Annotated in this window: 19 protein-coding genes; 12 read left to right on the top strand and 7 right to left on the bottom strand. The window is 45.4% G+C overall.

Annotated features, from left to right (window positions below; genetic code table 11):
* Nucleotides 1–22: 22 nt before the first annotated feature.
* The gene (locus tag M662_RS05135) at nucleotides 23–1,384 is read right to left on the bottom strand and encodes an MATE family efflux transporter (protein WP_026578311.1); all 1,362 of its coding nucleotides are present in this window, start codon (nucleotides 1,382–1,384) and stop codon (nucleotides 23–25) included.
* Between the two features lie 111 nt (nucleotides 1,385–1,495).
* Here M662_RS05135 and M662_RS05140 point away from each other — a divergent pair, with 111 nt between their 5' ends.
* The 5 genes from M662_RS05140 (at nucleotide 1,496) to M662_RS05160 (ending at nucleotide 5,402) form a co-directional block, all read left to right on the top strand.
* On the top strand, nucleotides 1,496–2,572 hold the full coding sequence (locus tag M662_RS05140; RefSeq protein WP_026578312.1) for an undecaprenyldiphospho-muramoylpentapeptide beta-N-acetylglucosaminyltransferase: 1,077 nt from the start codon (nucleotides 1,496–1,498) through the stop codon (nucleotides 2,570–2,572).
* 734 nt (nucleotides 2,573–3,306) lie between these two features.
* Entirely contained in the window at nucleotides 3,307–4,200 is an 894-nt protein-coding gene (locus tag M662_RS19735; RefSeq protein WP_442858831.1) for a methyl-accepting chemotaxis protein, read from the top strand.
* Nucleotides 4,175–4,477 (top strand): STAS domain-containing protein, encoded by a 303-nt coding sequence (locus tag M662_RS05150; protein ID WP_008634600.1) that lies wholly within the window; start codon nucleotides 4,175–4,177, stop codon nucleotides 4,475–4,477. Before M662_RS19735 ends, M662_RS05150 begins: the two co-directional genes overlap by 26 nt.
* 144 nt (nucleotides 4,478–4,621) lie before the next feature.
* On the top strand, nucleotides 4,622–5,044 hold the full coding sequence (locus M662_RS05155) for an ATP-binding protein (RefSeq protein WP_026578314.1): 423 nt from the start codon (nucleotides 4,622–4,624) through the stop codon (nucleotides 5,042–5,044).
* A gap of 7 nt (nucleotides 5,045–5,051) precedes the next feature.
* A complete protein-coding gene (locus M662_RS05160; RefSeq protein ID WP_026578315.1) occupies nucleotides 5,052–5,402 on the top strand; it encodes a hypothetical protein in 351 nt (116 codons plus the stop codon).
* 41 nt (nucleotides 5,403–5,443) lie between these two features.
* On the opposite strand, the gene M662_RS05165 is transcribed toward M662_RS05160, so the two are convergent.
* Genes M662_RS05165 through M662_RS05175 form a run of 3 tightly spaced genes read right to left on the bottom strand, consistent with a single transcriptional unit; the run spans nucleotide 5,444 to nucleotide 9,112 of the window.
* Complete coding sequence (locus tag M662_RS05165; RefSeq protein ID WP_008634604.1) at nucleotides 5,444–6,577, bottom strand: Ger(x)C family spore germination protein; 1,134 nt, start codon at nucleotides 6,575–6,577, stop codon at nucleotides 5,444–5,446.
* The gene (locus M662_RS05170) at nucleotides 6,555–7,679 is read right to left on the bottom strand and encodes a GerAB/ArcD/ProY family transporter (protein ID WP_008634607.1); all 1,125 of its coding nucleotides are present in this window, start codon (nucleotides 7,677–7,679) and stop codon (nucleotides 6,555–6,557) included. Before M662_RS05170 ends, M662_RS05165 begins: the two co-directional genes overlap by 23 nt.
* The gene (locus M662_RS05175) at nucleotides 7,676–9,112 is read right to left on the bottom strand and encodes a spore germination protein (protein ID WP_152413327.1); all 1,437 of its coding nucleotides are present in this window, start codon (nucleotides 9,110–9,112) and stop codon (nucleotides 7,676–7,678) included. Before M662_RS05175 ends, M662_RS05170 begins: the two co-directional genes overlap by 4 nt.
* Nucleotides 9,113–9,250: 138 nt before the next feature.
* Here M662_RS05175 and M662_RS05180 point away from each other — a divergent pair, with 138 nt between their 5' ends.
* On the top strand, nucleotides 9,251–10,267 hold the full coding sequence (locus M662_RS05180) for a TIGR00341 family protein (RefSeq protein WP_008634611.1): 1,017 nt from the start codon (nucleotides 9,251–9,253) through the stop codon (nucleotides 10,265–10,267).
* 157 nt (nucleotides 10,268–10,424) lie between these two features.
* A complete protein-coding gene (locus M662_RS05185; RefSeq protein WP_008634614.1) occupies nucleotides 10,425–11,249 on the top strand; it encodes a S1C family serine protease in 825 nt (274 codons plus the stop codon).
* A 46-nt stretch (nucleotides 11,250–11,295) separates the two neighbouring features.
* Here M662_RS05185 and M662_RS05190 read toward each other — a convergent pair whose 3' ends face one another.
* Entirely contained in the window at nucleotides 11,296–11,889 is a 594-nt protein-coding gene (locus M662_RS05190) for a flavodoxin family protein (protein WP_008634615.1), read from the bottom strand.
* 423 nt (nucleotides 11,890–12,312) lie between these two features.
* Between M662_RS05190 and sigI the strand changes: the two genes are divergently transcribed.
* From sigI to M662_RS05210, 4 genes are all read left to right on the top strand, one after another.
* Complete coding sequence (sigI, locus tag M662_RS05195) at nucleotides 12,313–13,053, top strand: RNA polymerase sigma factor SigI (RefSeq protein ID WP_008634616.1); 741 nt, start codon at nucleotides 12,313–12,315, stop codon at nucleotides 13,051–13,053.
* A complete protein-coding gene (locus tag M662_RS05200) occupies nucleotides 13,050–14,210 on the top strand; it encodes an anti-sigma factor domain-containing protein (protein ID WP_008634617.1) in 1,161 nt (386 codons plus the stop codon). Before sigI ends, M662_RS05200 begins: the two co-directional genes overlap by 4 nt.
* A gap of 72 nt (nucleotides 14,211–14,282) precedes the next feature.
* Nucleotides 14,283–14,678: a DUF1499 domain-containing protein gene (locus tag M662_RS05205; RefSeq protein ID WP_008634618.1), complete on the top strand. Its 396-nt coding sequence runs from the start codon at nucleotides 14,283–14,285 to the stop codon at nucleotides 14,676–14,678.
* The gene (locus M662_RS05210) at nucleotides 14,675–16,096 is read left to right on the top strand and encodes a dihydrolipoyl dehydrogenase family protein (protein WP_008634619.1); all 1,422 of its coding nucleotides are present in this window, start codon (nucleotides 14,675–14,677) and stop codon (nucleotides 16,094–16,096) included. The genes M662_RS05205 and M662_RS05210 overlap by 4 nt, the downstream gene beginning before the upstream one ends.
* 75 nt (nucleotides 16,097–16,171) lie before the next feature.
* Here M662_RS05210 and M662_RS05215 read toward each other — a convergent pair whose 3' ends face one another.
* A complete protein-coding gene (locus M662_RS05215) occupies nucleotides 16,172–16,774 on the bottom strand; it encodes a TetR/AcrR family transcriptional regulator (RefSeq protein WP_008634620.1) in 603 nt (200 codons plus the stop codon).
* A 158-nt stretch (nucleotides 16,775–16,932) separates the two neighbouring features.
* Between M662_RS05215 and M662_RS05220 the strand changes: the two genes are divergently transcribed.
* Nucleotides 16,933–18,480, top strand: coding sequence for a GNAT family N-acetyltransferase (locus tag M662_RS05220; RefSeq protein ID WP_008634622.1), 1,548 nt, complete (start codon nucleotides 16,933–16,935; stop codon nucleotides 18,478–18,480).
* Between the two features lie 41 nt (nucleotides 18,481–18,521).
* On the opposite strand, the gene M662_RS05225 is transcribed toward M662_RS05220, so the two are convergent.
* Complete coding sequence (locus M662_RS05225; protein WP_008634626.1) at nucleotides 18,522–18,755, bottom strand: YhdB family protein; 234 nt, start codon at nucleotides 18,753–18,755, stop codon at nucleotides 18,522–18,524.
* Nucleotides 18,756–18,827 lie beyond the last annotated feature (72 nt).

The following is an 18,827-nucleotide window of genomic DNA, read 5'->3' on the forward strand; positions in this document are numbered from 1 at the left end:
GAGCCGGCTTTTTTTGTCTTTCTTATGTAGAAAGAGCGGTTTTTCTTTCTCTGCGCTGTATATGCAGCATGCGCAGAAGCAGGGTAACAGCACCGGCTGTCAACCCAAGGGTCAGGCTGATCCAATATCCGTAGGGACCGAAGCTTGTGTAGTTCGCCAGTAGATAACCGCTCGGGAGACCAATGCCCCAGTAAGAGATGAATGCCATGATGAGCGTTATGTTCACGTCTTTGTACCCGCGCAGGATACCTTGAAGAGGTGCACCGAAACCATCGGATAACTGAAAGAAAATAGCAAAGAAGATGAAATTCTTGGTCAGTTCGATCACTTTCTCATCAGAGCTGTATAGACGAGCCACCGTATCATCAAAAGTGAACAAGATGACACCAGCGACGATACTCATCATAACGGCAAACGTAATACCCAGATAGGAATACGCGCGTGCCGCCTGGTGCCGCCCTCCTCCTATTTCAAATCCCACCGCAATCGTCAAGGTAAATGCGATGCTCAATGGAATCATGTAAAGGAAGGAAGCAAAGTTGATCGCTGCCTGGTGCGCCGCAATTGTGTTCGTATCATAGGCCGTCATAAACAGGGTGACAGCTGCGAAAATGCTCGTTTCAAAAAAGATGGAAAAACCGATGGGAATGCCGATTTTCAGTTGAGCAGCCCATTCTTTCATAACCGGGAGGACAGGATTTCTGAATATCCCGTACTTTTTTATAGACGGCAGCTTATGTATAAGCATAACGATTACACCGAGAGAGACCCAATATGTTATGGCACTTGCTACTCCTGCCCCGACACCGCCGAGCTCCGGAGCACCGAACTTACCGAAAATGAAGAGGTAATTGAAGAAGACATTTGTCGGAAGCGTCAACAGAATGACCAGCATGGATATCTTCGTCATTCCGAGCGCGTCTACAAAGGAACGCAATAAGTTAAAAATGAATAAAGGAATGATGCCGGCACTGAGAGCAATCAAATAATATTTAGCGACACGATTCACTTCTGGCTCGATATCCATGAGAGAAAGAACAGGATCGAGCAGGAAGAATCCGACACAGGCAACCGTGACGGCAAGGGCGATGGCAAGGTAAATCCCCTGCTTGACAGAATGGGTGATTTCCCCTGATTTTCCAGCGCCTTTCAACTGGGCAACGATGGGGGACACAGCCATCAGAATTCCGTTCAAACCAGTGAAGACAGGCACCCATATGCTTGACCCGATCGCAACTCCGGCCAGTTGGTCAGGACCTGCTTTCCCTGCCATGATCGTGTCGAAGAAGTTCATGGCATACAAACCGATTTGAGTGATCAGGATGGGTACCAGAATCGTGAAGAACAATTTCATTTTTTCTTTTAAAGTCTTTGTTTCATACATAGGACCCCTTCTTTTCTGTTACAATTCTTTTAGAGGAAACATGAGGATTATAGCATATCGGGGCTGAACAGCCTACCTTTTGAGTACCTCAGAAAGGACGTTGAACGAAATATGAACCGTAATAAAAGGATTTTATTTACCGGTGGTGGAACAGCAGGGCACGTGATTGTGAACCTGGCCCTCATTCCGGAATTCCAAAAACAAGGATATGATGTAGACTATATTGGATCTTATGAAGGAATTGAGCGTCAGCTGATCGAGCCGTTGGAGGGCGTAACGTATCATGGAATATCCACCGGTAAACTGCGCAGGTATATGTCGAAGGAAAATTTTAAGGATCCGTTTAAAGTATTGAAAGGATTGATGCAGTCCCTCCGGATTCTTTCGAAGCGGAAGCCGGATGTCATCTTTTCCAAAGGTGGATTCGTTTCTGTTCCCGTTGTCATGGCGGGAAAAATTAAAAATGTCCCGACGGTTATTCACGAATCGGACTATACTCCAGGACTTGCCAACAAGCTGTCGTTCCCGTTCGCGAAGAAAATCCTTGCGACTTTTCCGGAAACGATGCAGCATCTGCCGGAAGGGAAAGGCGAGTTCATTGGAGCCGTCGTGCGTGAAGAATTGTTCACCGGTGACCGTTTGAAGGGGTTATCGATGTGTGGATTCCATAAACAGAAGCCGGTCGTTATGGTCATGGGAGGCAGTATGGGATCGAAGCGGATCAATGATGCCATCCGTGAAAACTTAGACGACTTGCTGAAGGACGTACAAATCATCCATATCTGTGGAAAAGGAAACGAAGATTCCACTATCCATAGACAGGGATATGCCCAGTTCGAGTATGTGCAAGATGAATTGAAGCACCTATTCGCCGCTTCGGATTATGTCGTTTCCCGCGCAGGTTCCAATGCCATCTTCGAGTTTCTGGCTTTAAAGAAACCGATGCTCCTCATTCCGTTATCCAGAGCAGCGAGCAGAGGGGACCAAATTTTAAATGCCGACTCCTTCGTAAAACAGGGCTATGCGTTAAAACTGGAAGAGGAAGAATTGACGAGCGAGCGTTTTCTTGCAGAACTGCAGAAATTGATGAAGGAAGAACGAGCGATCCTCTCAGCTATGGAGAGTTATCAAAGTGAGGAAGCAAAAGAAAAAGTGATGACAAGAATTAAGGAACAACAGAGAAGATAAATTATAGAGGGATACCTCTTATCCAGAACCAAACTATATCCATGAATCATAAGTTATCGTTTAATCATAACCGATAACCCTTTGCACCAAAAGGTGTGAAGGGTTATTTTTTTAATTTTATGAATTTTTAGAGAAAAGTGGTTTGTCTGCAGGAAGATAGGGTATTTGTTTATTATTATAATGGAAATGAGTCATAAGTCTTAGGAGGAGTTGATCATATGAATGAGAAAAGTAGTTCGGCATTCACCCAATGGAGTATAGCGAAGAAGCTTATGCTGGTTGTCGTTGCAGCAACCGTCTTCAGTCTGCTTATGGGGACGCCGATTTCGTATGTCCAGCGTTTTCTGCTGCAGTCAGAGCTTGCAGAAGCTCTCGGTCCAACGGCCGTCGCATTTATTCAAACCTATTTTACTATTCTCATCAACCTGTTTATTATGGTGGCTTTTGTGTATTACGGCATACGGAAGGTTATCTCGAAGCCGATGAAGGAACTGGAGGCCCATATGAAATCCATGAACGGGTCGACCATCGATTTATCAAAGGATATGGATATAAGGACGAAGGATGAGTTTGGCAGGCTGGCTGCAACCTTTAATCGATTAAACGCTACGCTTCGTAATGTCGTGCAGACGTTTAAAGAGTCCAGTGAATCGGTAGCAGCGACATCAGAAGAGAATGCAGCATCCGCAGATGAAGTAGAGGAACAGTCCAAGCGGGTGATGGTACAGGGGGATATGCTGCAAAAACTAGCGGAAAAGGGGGAGGTGACAGTAAGAGAGGTATCGCGTAGTCTTTTGGAGCTTTCCTCCCTGATCCAGATTGCAAAACAAAGGGCAGAGTTGGCAAGAGAATCGTCAGAAGCTACTGTGGAAGCTGCGGAGGAGGGGAAGAGCGCCGTACAAACTGTCCTTGAGACGATGCATGGGATCAAGAATCAAAATGCCAGAACGAAAGTAGAGATTGAGAACCTTCATCATTTCTCCAGCAAGATTAACCGAATGGTAGATACGATTTCAAACATTGCTGAACAGACGAATCTGCTTGCATTGAATGCGGCGATTGAAGCGGCAAGGGCTGGAGACTCCGGTAGAGGATTTGCTGTTGTTGCCGATGAAGTGAGGAAGCTTGCGGAAGAGTCCACGAAGGAAGCTGCAGAAATCGCTGATGTTGTTAAACAGGTGACCGATACGACCGCTGATGCATCGAAAGAAATGGAGCGAAGCGTAGCGCTCATTGAAGACGGAGTGAAATTTGCTGGACAAGCGGACGACTCCCTCCGGCAGATCGAAGAATCCTTCCAGCGGTCGGAAGCAGAGTTGAAAGAGATTAAAATAGTGACAGGAGAAAAAGTGGCAACGAGTGCCGATATTCTCTCCTTAATCAAAAGCCTTGGTCATTTTCTCGACGAAACTGCCATCTCCTCCAGGGAAATGGACCTTCGTACGAAGGAAATTAATACTTCCATAGCCAATATCGTCGGAACATCCGACCATATGAGCCGGATGGCAACAGAATTGACGGATGAATTGAGAGTTTTTGAAACGTCCAAACATACGGAAGCAACCGTTTCACCATTATTTGAAACAGAAAGGGGGCGTCGAAATGAACGGAACAATCAAGCCTCTTAATCGAGGAGCTGCCATCCGTTTCCCTGTTAAGGACGATATTCGAGATATCGTTGACTTTCGCAGTGCTATGCTGGATAGGATAGAAAAAGGAGAAACCTATCTTACGGTAGATATGTCAGATACGCTGGTGGTGGACAGTGCCGGCCTTGGTATTCTGGTAACGGGGTATAAACGTTTGCAGGAGAAGGGTGGGCACTTGATCATCAGAGGTGTCCGTAATTCTGTGAAGGAGACATTTGTTCAGGCACGATTGTCAGACATATTCACTTTCCAATGATTCACTCCTGTTGCTGAGTCTTCCGATATTTGTAAAATAACCGTAATCCCCCTTTTGAAATCCCGGGGATAAGGGAATAGATGAATGAACCAATCATTCAGGTCTAATTTACAATCATCGACTCAGCGGAGGAGAGGTTGAATTATGAAGACATCAATAGAAGCGAAAATAAGACATCCGAGAGAGTTGAAGTCCGTCCGTCGAAGGTATTATCCCTATCTAGCGAAGTTCTACGGACACGACCAACTTCTGGTGGATGCTTCCATCAGCGAAGCGGTTTGGAATGCGTGGACATACGGCCATGATAAAAAAAGCCATTATCCTATTTATTTAAACCTGCGCTTTTTGAATACGCGATTGATTGTTCGTATATCGGATCATGGAGGAGGATTTGATTGGAGATCTTATCACCTGGCCGGTGATGTAAAGCAGTGGTTTCCGACGCTTGATGATTTGGAACAGAGCGGACGAGGTATAATGTTAATGCTTAGAGTTATGGATGTTTTGCGGTATAATGATAGTGGCAATGAATGTTTGCTGATGAAAAAATATCTATTTCAGGAGTAGATCTTTCGTGAAAACAAACATGTGTCGCTACTGCTATAAAGAAATCAGGGATAGGGATGAACTGGTAACGGCGTCAAACTGGTTTCGCATCCGCCCTTATCATTACCGCTGTTTTGAAAAAATGGAGCAGGATACAAAAACTATCGCAGGAACGTGGACACCAATCAATGGTCGAGTCGGGCTGATTACCGTTCTTTTAATGGCTGTTCTTTCTGGACTTATGTTGTTAACGGACTTACTTGGTGGGATTGGAGACCTGCTTGGTGTATTGGCATTGTACCCGATCCTGCTGCGTGTTTTATCCTATTTCGTCTTTGAGATGCCTCTGCCTAAACTGGCGGATGATAAACGAAAATAGCGTGAAGTATGAAGACCGCTGCCATATGGCAGCGGTCTTTATTATTCGGATATTCCGTATCGGACCAAACGGAAGTTAACCTTAAATTCAACGTTTAAATCTTGAATTTGATCTTTCCAGTTTTCTTTCTTCACACGGTTCGTCCGGTTTTTGGAATTATATTCTGCTCCAAAGCCTACAGGATCGACTTGCAGTTCTTTAAAAATCTCCATCGTTTCTTTTAAGCGTTTTGTTATTGCCTGTTCCAATTCTTTTTCGATTGCTTCGATCGCTTTCTCTTCTTTTAAATCGATGTCTTTTGTGATTTCCAGGAGACGTGCTTTCATATCGATCTCCATCGTATAGCGGGTGGGATCGCCCTTTGTCACTTTTACTTTTTTATCGGTGTCCAACTCATGAAGGGATAACAAAAGTTTCCCGCTTGTTGTAGAAATCGTTCCCGTTTCCTTTAAGTGATCATTCAGTGAATCGGACGGCAGCTCTATTTGAAACTCCCCAAACTCAAATTCGTTCTTCATCAACATTAAATAAAAGACATCTTTTTCATTTAATATAGAAACAAAGCGGTCGTCCTGGAACAAAGCGACCCCCTGAATAATCGCTTTGCTTTGGTTCATGGATAAAACGGGAAGAACCGGATCGATGCCGTCATCGTAATATTCCCTCATGAAGAACGTCATTAAAGCATTAGGAATAGTTTCATCTTTTATGCTTTTTTCAATTAAGCGTTGGATATACGTTCCTGTATTAGGTTTATCCTCCGAATTGTTGGATTGGAGCAGTTGGCTTGTCGGAACCGTACTGACTGCCAAATATCCCATATCGGATATTTTCGCGTCCCGTTGCAACGTATCCATATACTTCATCATGCCGTTGGCTGCCAGCTTATCTTGGAACAATTCTAAACGGACCTGCCCCGAAACGAGTTTATGACTTGTCATGTGATCGGTTGCCGCGCGCAAACCCTTTGATGTTTCCGCTTCTGCAGAAACTACTTGGGAAGTGCCGGTAGCCGTCGGATCAAATTCATACATAACCATTGTTCCTCGGAGCCGCTGGTCATCAAGTAAGTCGTATCCCACGGCCGTAATAATACCTAGCTGTTCAATATAGCTTTTAGGAATGCATCCGCATAACAAAAGAAGGGAGATGCTAAGAATGACCCATTTTTTCATTGGACTTCCCCTTCCTGAACAATTTCTTAAGAAGTAATCCGACATATAGAATCCATGGATAGATAAATACAACCCAGAAACCTACTTCTCCTGTGATGGAGGTAAGGTAGTTGATACCTATTCTTTCTTCGATAAGTATAGAGGAGAAGAATAGCATCAATGCTGTTATATAGAGGCTCGGCTTCTTGGGGAAGCTGAACAGCCGCTTCAAAGAGTGGATGATGATCCATCCGAAAAGGACAACGTTCGGAATGATGACCATCATCCATAAGGCTACTGCGAGAAAATCGAAGCGCTCTATGATGGAAAAACTAATGATTTTAAACAACGAAAGTGTCGCCCAGACGGTCTCCTTCAATTCATCCGGGCTGAAGTAGCCGATGGAGACGACCGTCACCAGCAGAATGAGGATCGTCGTAAAGAATACACCGGCATGAGCTGCCACTGCAATTTTTTTCTTGTTCTGGATGTAAGGATAGATGAAAAATAAGATTTCCAGCCCTAATACAGAATAAGCAACTTGTTTCGCCCCGGCGAGAATCTCCATTGGGGAGCTCATGAAAATAGGGGTGAGGTGCTTCCAGTCCATAAACGTCACTGGTTTATAGACGGGAAGCACCAGCCAGATGGTTAAGAAAAAGAAGAGAAAGCTGGTACCTACGACAACTCGGAATCCTCCCAGGATGCTGTAAACCATCAGAATCAGCATGAAAGCACTCATCAGCCATATAGGGATTTGCGGGAAAATAAATACCTGAACCACTTCAATGTAATTCTTCATGACTGTCAACAGTAACAAAAATATATACAGGATATACAGGACACCGAGGCCTTTGCCGATCCAGGGTCCGAACAAATCGACTTGGACACCGATCAAGTCCGTGTTCTCATAATTTCGAAGAATGGTCAGCATCAGGAGGACAAGCACATGCATATAAGCACCGGTAACCAGTACCGAAACCCAGGCATCCACTCCTGCCTCCAAAAATAAGATTCTTGGAACACCCATTAACCCTGCACCGATTTGACAGGTATGGATGATGAAAAAGACGTAGAAGGCATGGACAGCTTTATCTGGATTTAATCGAATATTAATATTCATGGAGACTTCACATCTTTATGCTCTTCGGCTTTACTGCTGTTGTATCTCGTTGGATCCTGCGGCATGGTACTTACCGGGCGCCGGCTGTTCTTCTGGAAAGGTACCCGGAATAAGGAATCATTAAAGTCTCTCCACTGAAAGGGATAGATTGGAGCAAGGTAAGGGCGGCCGAGAGACTTTTGTTTTAAGAGATGGATGATAAGGAAGGATAAGGCGAATACGATTCCAACGAGACCCCACATTCCAGCCAGTATGATCATGGGGAACCGTATGATCCTTACAGCCGTCCCCATTAAATAGCTTGGTGCGGTGAAAGAAGCAAGGGCACTTAATGCAATGATAATAATAAGGATATTACTGGTGAACCCTGCCTGGACGGCAGCCTGGCCAAGGACAATACCGCCCACAATACCCATGGTTTGTCCGACCTTCGTCGGCAGTCGAGCTCCCGCCTCTCTTAACAATTCAATGAGAATTTCGAGTAGTAGTGCTTCCAGTACGGGCGGGAATGGAACCGTAGCTCTCGATTGGCCTAACGATACGAGCAGAGTACTCGGAATGATCTCATAATGATAAGTGAGGGCCGCAACGTACATTGGTGTCAAGATGATGGATATGGCCATGGCAATAAAACGCAGCATCCGAATGAACGATCCCATGTTCCACCTCATATACAGATCCTCGGTCGATTCGAAGAAGCTGAACAAAGACATAGGCCCGATCAGCATCGTCGGGCTTTTATCCACCATCACCCCGACTCTTCCTTTTACGATCGAATTACAGAAACGGTCCGGTAATTCGGTAAATATTAATTGAGGAAAGACGCTGGTGGAGGAGTCCTCAATCAGCTGCCCCAGTACGCTGGAATCTTCAATCTGATCTACTTGCAGGTTCTTAATTCTTTCCCGGAAGGTAGCTACATTTTCCTTATCCGCCATCGACTTTAAGTAGACAATGCGGACCTCGGAAGGAATTCTTTCTCCAACGATCAGCTTTTCCATAACGAGATCGTCCGTGTCCAGCCGCCAACGTACGACATTCAAATTGGTGTTTAATGATTCTGTAAAAGAGACTTGAGGTCCGAACACGAGAGACTCGGTTTCAGCACGGTTCAATCCTCGATCGTCCAGTTTTGGTAACGCAAAAATTACGGCTTCTTTTTCCCCTTCGATATAAACGGATATACTTCCGTGCAACACTTTTTGGGTAATTTGATCTACAGAACATACGCATTCCGATGCAGCGATCGGTATCTTATTCATCAAGGCATCGTTTGTCCAGCGTTTAGGGGAGGCAGTAAGGGCATTTAAGATTTCACGTTCGAGTCTTTCTCTGTCGACAAGGTAAGAAATGAACTGGACGACAATTGCCTGCCCTTTAATATGGAAGACCTTCTGGATAAGGTCCGTACTATTATTGAATTTCTTCTTCATAGTCTCCTTATATTCTTCAGTGCTTAACAGAAGTTTCTCCAATTCTTACTCACCCGCCTCTTATTCTTAGTTGGAATTAGTATGTGGAATAAGGGGGACATTATGAGAAATTAATGCAAAATCGGAGAGTGATTTCTCATGAGTCTGCAACTGATTGAAGCCTATATTCCTGATCGTCACTTCCAAAAAGTTGATCAGAAATTAAAAGAATATACACACCGTTCCTATTGGGTTTCCGATGAGCCTGAAGAAAGAAAGCTGATTCGGATGCTGACGGACACGAATGAAGTCGAGTCCATCCTGAATTATTTGGAGAGTATTTCCAATGTTATTGATGGGTTCGAAACGATGCTTTTTCCCGTACAGACCTACATATCCAGGGAAACAGTTGAAGAGGACGCGGATCGGGAGAATGAGGGGACGAAGGAGGAGGAGAAACGTCTTCTCCTTCGAGCAAGCCGGCAGGAGCTGATGGATAGTGTGGAAAAGAGCAGTAAAATCACATTGAATTATACTTTGTTAATCATATTGTCAGCCATTGTCGCAACGGTTGGGTTTTTGAAAGACAGTGAAGCGGTGGTCATCGGAGCGATGGTGATTGCTCCAATGATTGGTCCTGTCATAGCTGTAGCTTTCAGTTCGATCCTGGGAGATTATAAGCGTCTTCTTATCTCCGGTTTGACCTCCTTGTACGGGGTGGCAATTGTATTGGTCATATCGGTGGCTTTCGGATATTTTACCGATATGGGAATGCATAATGCTCAGTATCTGGAGCGGACAAAGGTGGAAATCCTGGACATTTTTCTAGGGGTAGCTTCCGGAGCGGCAGGAGCACTCGCGTTTCTGAATCGCCTGTCCGGTAACCTTGTCGGTGTTATGGTCGCTGTTGCACTGCTGCCACCTTCCGTCGCAATGGGGATGTCTCTTGGTGATGGAGCCTTTCAAGCTGCGTACGGAGCTTTCTTATTAGTAGCGGTTAATATTATGTCCATTCTGCTTGCTGCTGTCCTCATTTTTTCTATAAGCGGTATCCGGCCGGTGCGCTGGAGTGAAGTGAAGAGAGCGAATGTATCGAGACTGCTGTCCATCGTATTTGTCTCCTTGATCGTGTTTTTCTTAGCTGTTGTCATCCTGGTCGGGAAGAGTATGCGATAAGGCATATTTCCCGGGTAATACAAAAAATCCTGAATTCTTGTCGAATTTTCGAGAGCTGCATAAATGAGCACGTCTTTTACGTAATTCATGGTACAATGATACTTGCATTCCATGATAGGAAGGAATGCCTTGACTGCTGCACATGGGAGGACGTCTCATGAAAGAGCATGACAAAGATGAAATAGATATTATAGATGAAGATTTATATGAAGAGATAGATGAGGATGAGTTGTACGAGCTGGTTCAAGAGGAAAAGCGGAAGGCATGGGAGAAGGCGAGAATGGAAAAAGAAAGCCATCAGTCTAAACGTCCGTTTCCAAAATGGATTTTCTGGCTGGTAGCAGGGGTGATGGTCATTAACATCATCGCCGTTCTTCCCAATACTTTCTCGATCCCGGCCCTTGATTTCTTAGTCACCTCAGCGAAATTGTCCACAGACGAAGATACTGCCGCCCGAAAGAAAGCGGTTGTCGTCGTGGAAGCGGGAGAGAGTCGAGGTACTGGTTTTGCTGTATCAGAAAAAGGTCTAATTCTTACCAATCATCACGTAATCGAAGGGGAAAAGCGGATCGCGGTTGCATTCACCGAGGAAGGGTTATTTGAAGCGGAAGTAGTGAAAAGGTACCCGGACATCGATTTGGCCCTGCTCAGAATCGAAGGCTCCGGGCTTCCTTATTTGGAACTGGCGGAGGAAGGTGCCGGCAGGACGAATGAGAAGGTATCCTTCATCGGCAATCCCCTCAGCTTCACTAATATAGCGAATGAAGGAGTATTGATCGGGTACACACAGCTCTCCAATTGGGAAGTCCCGGTTTGGATGATGGATGCTCCCGTCTACAGAGGTAATTCGGGTAGCCCGGTTTTGAATCAGGAGGGGAAAGTCATCGGTGTCGTGTTTGCGACGCTTGATGATCCGGATGAAGGACGCGTCGGCCTGGCCGTTCCCATTGAATACTATTTGGAAAAAGGGGAAAGTCCATGAAAAAAGAAACAGCAGGAGAAACCGGCTGTTCCTTTTTTCCGTGGAATTATTCCGCCGTTACCTGTTTTCTGATCCGGTTCCCTGTAACGGGAATCGGATGGAAGGTTAGTATTTCGGCGAAGTGTATGAGGTTATAAGTCATTTTGTCGATTTGGTCTTTGCTGTGATCGTGCTTTTGGCAGACGGCACTGGAGTGGGGAGGCAGGGTGAAACCTAGCATCGACAGATAGTACTGGATGGATTGAGCAGCGGCCTGGGATCCTCCGTAGCCACCGTCGGCAATAATCGCTCCACCTACCTTATTGTAGAAGACCCCCTGGCCTTTCTGGTTCGTCATTTGATGGTAGCCTTGGAGTCTTTCAAGCACGAGGGAGGCAAGGCTGCTCTTGTCCCCCATTGTAATCGGTGTCCCAAGCAGGATGATATCTGCTTCTAAGATCTTCTCGAATATGAACGGCCAGTCTTCTTCCTGATCCAGCTTTTGGGTAATTCCGAATTCGATGTGGAAATCTCGAAGATGAATCCGTTCAACGTCAATTTTTTCTTTTTGGAAAATCCGTGCCGCTGCATCAAGGAGCTGCTCCGTGTCGGTTTCTTTGCTGCCTTTTTCCAAACTGCAATTCAAGAGTATCGCTCTCATAAAGTGATTCCTCCTTTCTATGAGTCGTTTTTTTGTTATGTCCGATATAGATACACTTAAGATATAACCCAGTTCTTCCACAGATAAACCAACTGTTAAGTCGTGTTCAAGGATGGAAATGGCGATGCCAGGCTGTGCATTCCTTTCTTCACATGGATGATAATGGAGTGGATTGGGTACAAAGGACTTATTTTTTGAAATGTTTATTTAACAAAATGTAAACCAGATGTGGTGGAACGTCATACACTTATTCAGTAAAATGGTCATGCTTGCTTACAATACTTTTTTACCTGCCTGACGAACGGCATACTTCAGAAACACCGGTTGATACAAAGCTGTAACATAATTGAAATAAAAATGGTTTGAGACACCCAGAAAAGACACAAATAAGACGAAAATAGTAGTAGCTGGAGGTGATAAAGGTTGATCAAACGTCTTTTTTCCAAAAATGACGACACCTCCCTGGATGAACAAGTAGCTTCGGCTAAGCAGGGGGATGACGAAGCGCGGAACGAAATGCTTAAACAGTATCAACCTTTCATCGCCAAAAGTGTTTCTGAAGTATGCAAGAGATATATCGACCCTGCGAGAGATGATGAATTCAGTATCGGACTGCTTGCGTTCAACGAAGCGATCCAGTCCTATTCGTGTGATAAGGGAAGCTCCTTCCTCTCTTTCGCCCGTCTCGTTATTAAACGAAAAGTTATTGATCATATCCGTAATGAACAGAAAAGGATTTCCGTAACTTCGTTGGATGAAGACTTTCACGACGACGAACAGATGGAGAATCCTATCGAGATCTCAGCGGCCAAAGATCGGTACATTCTAGAGACAGAGGCGTGGCATCGAAAGGAAGAAATCCTGGAATTCAAAGCAGAATTGAAGAAATACAAACTTTCCTTCGATGAACTGATCGACGTGTCGCCGAAGCACCGGGATGCCAGAGAATCAGCAGTCCAGGTCGCACGACTCGTCTTCGAAGACGAGCATTTGAGAAACCAGGTCATTGTGAAAGGCCGACTGCCTATCAAAGACCTCGTGCATCAAGTCGACGTCAGCAAGAAAACGTTGGAAAGGAACCGTAAATTCATCATCGCACTCGTACTCATATTGAACGGGGATTACATTTATCTCAAAGATTATCTGAAAGGGGTGGGTATGTGAGAAAAGGTATTGTCATGGAGCAGAGCAAACGTTACATGATTGTCATGACAAAAGATGGCCAGTTCCATCGTGCTCATAAAATGGCTGGCGCTGAGATCGGAATGGAAGTCCAATTCTCTGTAGTGGAACCTCGAAAGGGAATGGTTCTTTGGTCCTGTGTCAAGCGTCATAATCATATGAAAGTGGCCATTTTTTGTATTATTTTCCTTCTGGCGTTGTTTCCTGCCTATTCCTGGTACGGAAGCAATCAAGCGTATGCCTATATGAATATTGACATCAATCCGAGTGTGGAACTTGAATTGAATGACCACATGCAGGTGCTGGATATAACCCCTCAGAATGCAGAAGCGGAAGAGATTGTCGCTTCTCTTGGGGATTGGAAGAAGAGAGATGCCTCGGAAGTGACGTTTGATTTAATCAATAAAAGTCACGAAAAGGGGTATGTCAATGAAGCCAATCAAGTGTTGATTGGAATCAGTTATTTACAGTCTGAATATGATCATGATTATGCAGAAGAAATGGAAGAATACTTAACAGAGCAGGAAGAACATTTGTCTGTAGCGACTTTCCTTGTCCCTGACGATTTAAGGCGTCAGGCAGAGAAAGGCAAAGAGACGGTGAACGAACTGCTTGCCGATCGATTGAGTGACGATTCTACAGAGGAAGAAGCAGAGACGCAGGCGGTAGCCATCGAAGATGACGATAAAGAAATTATTCAATCCTTTTATAACGACGATGAGTCTTCTGAAGGCAGCGAAGAGTCTGTTGTCCCTGTGGAAATCCCAGTACTTCCGAATGTAGAGAAGAAGAATCCTCATTCGACTTCTCCAACAGAACCGGAAGGGATGAATGCTGACAAACCATTGTCCGATCCCGCGCAACCGCAAGATCCCCCTGACGAAAAGGTGAAGGGGCGGGACATCAATCCGAATGTGCCGGAGAAGGAAAGAAAAGAACCTTCGGTGGAACATCGGAAGGATAAAGACAAATCTCCAGAGCGGAAACAAGGGAAAGCGGATCGTCCGGAAGGTAATCCTGAGAAGCCGGAGAAAGACGACCATGATCCTGCACCTGAAACGGACAAATTGAAAAAACAGAAAAAAGAAGAGAAAAGTAAGGACCCGGCTCCTAACAACCGGAACGATGAACACTCCTGATCTATACAGGAGTGTTTTTTTCTTTGGATTTGAGTGAATATATAGGTAACTGCTGGAAAAGGAGGAAGACGAATGAAGGATTCTTACATTGGTGTGAAAAGCGGACGGCTTTCGGCATGCCCGGATAAGCCGAACTGTGTTTCCACCCAGGCGGATCAGGAAGAGAAACGGATGAGTCCGCTGCCGTTCACCCGTGATTTAGAGACATCAAAAAAACATATCATGAATGTCCTTGGGGATATGGACCGGACGAAGGTGGAAATAGAGGAGGACCACTACATTCATACGGTTGTAACTACCAAGGTATTAAAATTCAAGGATGACGTGGAATTTTACTTCGATCCGGATGAACGTGTCATCCATTTCCGCTCTGCATCGAGGGTCGGGTACTCAGACTTCGGTGTCAATAAGAAACGGATGCAGGAGATATCAAAGAAATATGAGCAGGTAAGGAGACAGGAGTTATGACATTCGATTATCAGGTTGCGGTCATCGGTGGAGGGTCCGGTGGATTGACGGTAGCTGCAGGTGCAGCGAACTTCGGAGCTGATGTCGCTTTGATCGAGAGGAAGACAGAGCTTGGAGGAGATTGTCTACATTACGGCTGTATGCCGTCGAAAGCATTGATCCAGGCAGCCAAAGAGGTCTACGACCATTCCCGTTTCAAAGAACTCACACCGAATGAGTATGATCGTCTTTTCAAAAAGGTGATGGACCGTGTGTCCGAAGCGGTGGAGGATGTACAGCAGCATGATTCCAAAGAACGATTCATCGATCTCGGCATTGATATATTTGAAGCAGAGGCTGCGTTTGAAGATGAACATACTCTGCGCGTGGGAGATCGGAAAATAACGGCCAAGCGTTTTGTCATCGCCACCGGGTCTTCACCGGCCGTTCCACCGATAGACGGGTTGCATGCGGTGGACTATCTGACGAACGAGACCATTTTCTCCCTTAAGACACGGCCGGATTCTCTAGTCGTGATCGGTGGTGGGGTAATCGGCGCCGAGCTGGCACAAGCTATGAGCCGTCTCGGTATTGATGTTACCATCATCGAAGGAGCGGATCAGATTTTGTCCAAAGAGGACAAAGAAATCTCCCAAACAGCCTGCCGGATCATGGAGGAAGAATTGACCGTCCTTACCGGCGCAAAGATTGAGCGTGTGGAGCAGGCAGATGGAAAAACGATTGTGCATTACAGGAAAGACGGCCGGACCCTCAGGGTTGAATCCGAAGCGCTTTTGGTTGCTGCAGGTCGGCAAGCGAATATAGAGAAGCTCAGTCTGCCTAAAGCGGGAGTGAATGTAGTGGAAGGACACATAGATGTGGATCATGCAATGAGAACCTCTGCCAAGCATATCTATGCCGTCGGCGACTGCAATGGCTCGATGCCGTTTACCCACGTCGCAGGGATGGAAGGGAAGCTTGCCGTCTCGAATGCCGTGTTGGGACTTTCGCGGAAAGCATCGTATGCGAAGGTGCCGTGGGTCGTCTATACCGATCCGGAAATATACCATTTGGGACTTACAGAATCGGAAGCAAAAGAACAATATGGAGATAAACTTTTGACGTTTAAAATGAAACTGGCCGACAACGATCGGTTTATGGCCGAGCGCAGAAAAGACGGTCTTGTTAAAATTTTGACTACGGAGAGTGGTAAGATCGTCGGTGCCCATGCCATCGGTGCCGGTGCCGGGGAGTGGATGCAGGAAGTAGGGACGGTTCAGGCACTGAACAAGAAGTTCCAGTCCATTTCTAATGTTCTCCACCCTTATCCGGCACGGAATAACGTCGTTTCACAGACGGCGGATCTATATTGGAGAGAGAAGCTGTTCGGCAGCCGCATCAACGATGTCATCCGCTGGTATGTAAGAAAACTGCGTTAATGAATTTCCTCTTATTAGGATGAATTTAAAAAGGAAGAAACGCCGGCGATGCCGGGTCTCTTCCTTTTGTTACTTTTATAGGTGATCCTTGTCCATTCCTGCTAAACCATAAAAAAACAAGTCCGACCATTCTTCACTGAGCGATTCAGGAGAAGCGGTGAAGAAGTCAGCATTCGTCCGCAGTGCTTTGTAGTACATATCGATATAGAGCAGGATGGACTGGAAGGAAAGGCTGGCACGGACGGATCCTTCCGCTTTCCCCTGTTCAATCAACTCCGTCAGGATCGGTATCGTTTCCCGGGCTGTAAAACGGTCGACCCAATCTTTCAGCTCAGGATGACTGCCGGTCACTGCTTGCAGGAAATCCTGGTGCAGATGCAGCATGTTCTCTTTTTTGTCTTGTAAAAGTTTGTGGATTTTATCACGAAACGATTGGTCGGTGTTCTGAACGGTAGCACGGAATTGTTCGGTTTGATCCTTTATAAACATTTGGACAGCTTCGAATAAGAGCTCGTCTTTGCCGCCAAAATAATTGTAAATCGTTACTTGAGATACTTGGGCTTTCGCTGCAATTTCTTTAATACTCACCTTCTGAACTCCGGATTCGCTGAATAAACGGAGGGCGGTATGGAGGATTGCCTGTTTCTTTCGTTCTTTTCGTTTTTCAAAGCCATTCATTCGCTACACCTCTTCCCATCCATCATACATGAGGTTTTGAAACGGTTCAATTCAATGGTTTCATTTATTTATCTTCCACGCTTCCAGACTAGACAGGGGTTATGTCTGTTGAGTACGATTAAGTGGAAAAGAGATCGATTAGAAAGGGACGATATACGATGTCGAAGGAGTTAGACCTGACCCAATACGAGAAGAAAATTATCGTAAGAACGATGCAGGAAAAAGATATAGAGCAGATTTTTGAATTGCAGCAGGTGTGTTTCCCAGGGATGGATCCGTGGAAGCGGGAGCATTTGGAAAGCCATTTGAAGCATTTTCCTGAAGGACAGTTTGTCGTCGAATACGAGGGGAAAATCATCGGGAGCTGTTCCAGTCTTATTGTCAATTTCGATGAATATGACGATAAACATACGTGGGATGATATTACGGATGAAGGGTATATCACCAATCACGACCCTGATGGGTATAACTTATATGGAATTGAAGTAATGGTCCATCCGGAGTACCGTGGGATGAAAATCGGCCGCAGACTTTATGAGGCACGTAAAGATTTGGCCAGAGAGCTCAACTTGAAAAGTATTATTATCGGAGGGAGAATTCCGAATTATCACCAGTATGAAAATGAGCTGAGTCCGAGAGAGTACGTAGAAGAAGTAAGGAATCAGAACATTTACGACCCGGTCCTCACTTTCCAGGTGATGAATGGTTTTACGGTTATGCGGATCAATCCTGACTACCTTCCGGATGACAGAGCTTCCATGAAATATGCGACGTTGATGGAATGGAACAATATTGATTACCGTGCCAGAACAAAACGTTATTTCAAGACAAGTCACCCGGTTCGGATCATGGTCATTCAATACATGATGAAAAATATTGATTCCTTCGAGGAGTTCGCTAAGCAATGTGAATATTACGTTGATGTTGCAGCGGATTACGGCTCGGATTTCGCCGTATTTCCAGAGATATTCACGACACAGTTGATGTCATTCCTGGAAGAAAAGGTGCCTTCCAAAGCTGTCCGCAAACTGAGTGAATTCACGGAAGATTATATTGAAATGTTCACCGACTTGGCGGTGAAATACAATGTTAATATTATCGGCGGCTCGCATTTCGTCGAAGAAGATGAACAGATCTACAATATATCGTACCTGTTCCGCAGGGATGGAACGATTGAAAAGCAGTATAAAATTCACGTAACGCCGAATGAACGGACGTGGTGGGGTATCCAGCCGGGAGATGCCATCAAGGTGTTCGATACCGATTGTGGAAAGATTGCCATTCAGATCTGTTACGACATCCAATTTCCTGAATTGGCGCGTTATGCCGTTGATCAGGGTGCGAACATTATTTTTGTTCCATTTTGTACGGATGACCGCCAGGGATATTTACGAGTCCGTTACTGTGCGCAGGCACGTGCCGTTGAGAATCAGGTTTACACCGTCATTGCAGGGACAGTCGGAAACTTGACGCAGGTGGAGAACATGGATATTCAATATGCCCAGTCTGGTATCTTCACACCATCAGATTTTGAATTTGCACGTGATGGCATTATCGGGGAATGTAACGCCAATGTAGAGACGGTTGTCGTCGGTGATGTTGATTTAGAGATTCTGCGTCGACAGCGCAAGTCGGGGACGGTCCGTCAGCTTCGGGATCGCAGGCGCGACCTGTTCCGATTGGAGTATAATGTGGAAACAGAATAAGGTAAGAAGAAAGCTCTCCGGATTTCTCCGGAGAGCTTTCTTTATATGGTGAAACTCGGCTCCAGCGTCTTCGTCTGGGCGTGGTCGATATAACTCAATAACGCTTCATGGGCTTCGAGCATTTCACTTTGATCACTCGGGTAATAACAGGAATGCAGGAATGATTCGATCTTTTTTGATAAGAACTGGTCTCGTGTGCGGACCATCAAAACAAGTAAGTCATCCCATTGTCCCCAAATCATGAAGTGAAGTGCTTTGTCATAATCGTAATTCATGATGGACACATCCTCTGTTTAATGAAGCTTACGATTATTATCTCCTGTCCGGGAGTGTTAACTCGAGTGAGT

This window comes from Bacillus sp. SB49 (assembly GCF_000469135.2).
Classification (GTDB): Bacteria; Bacillota; Bacilli; order Bacillales; family Halobacillaceae; genus Halobacillus.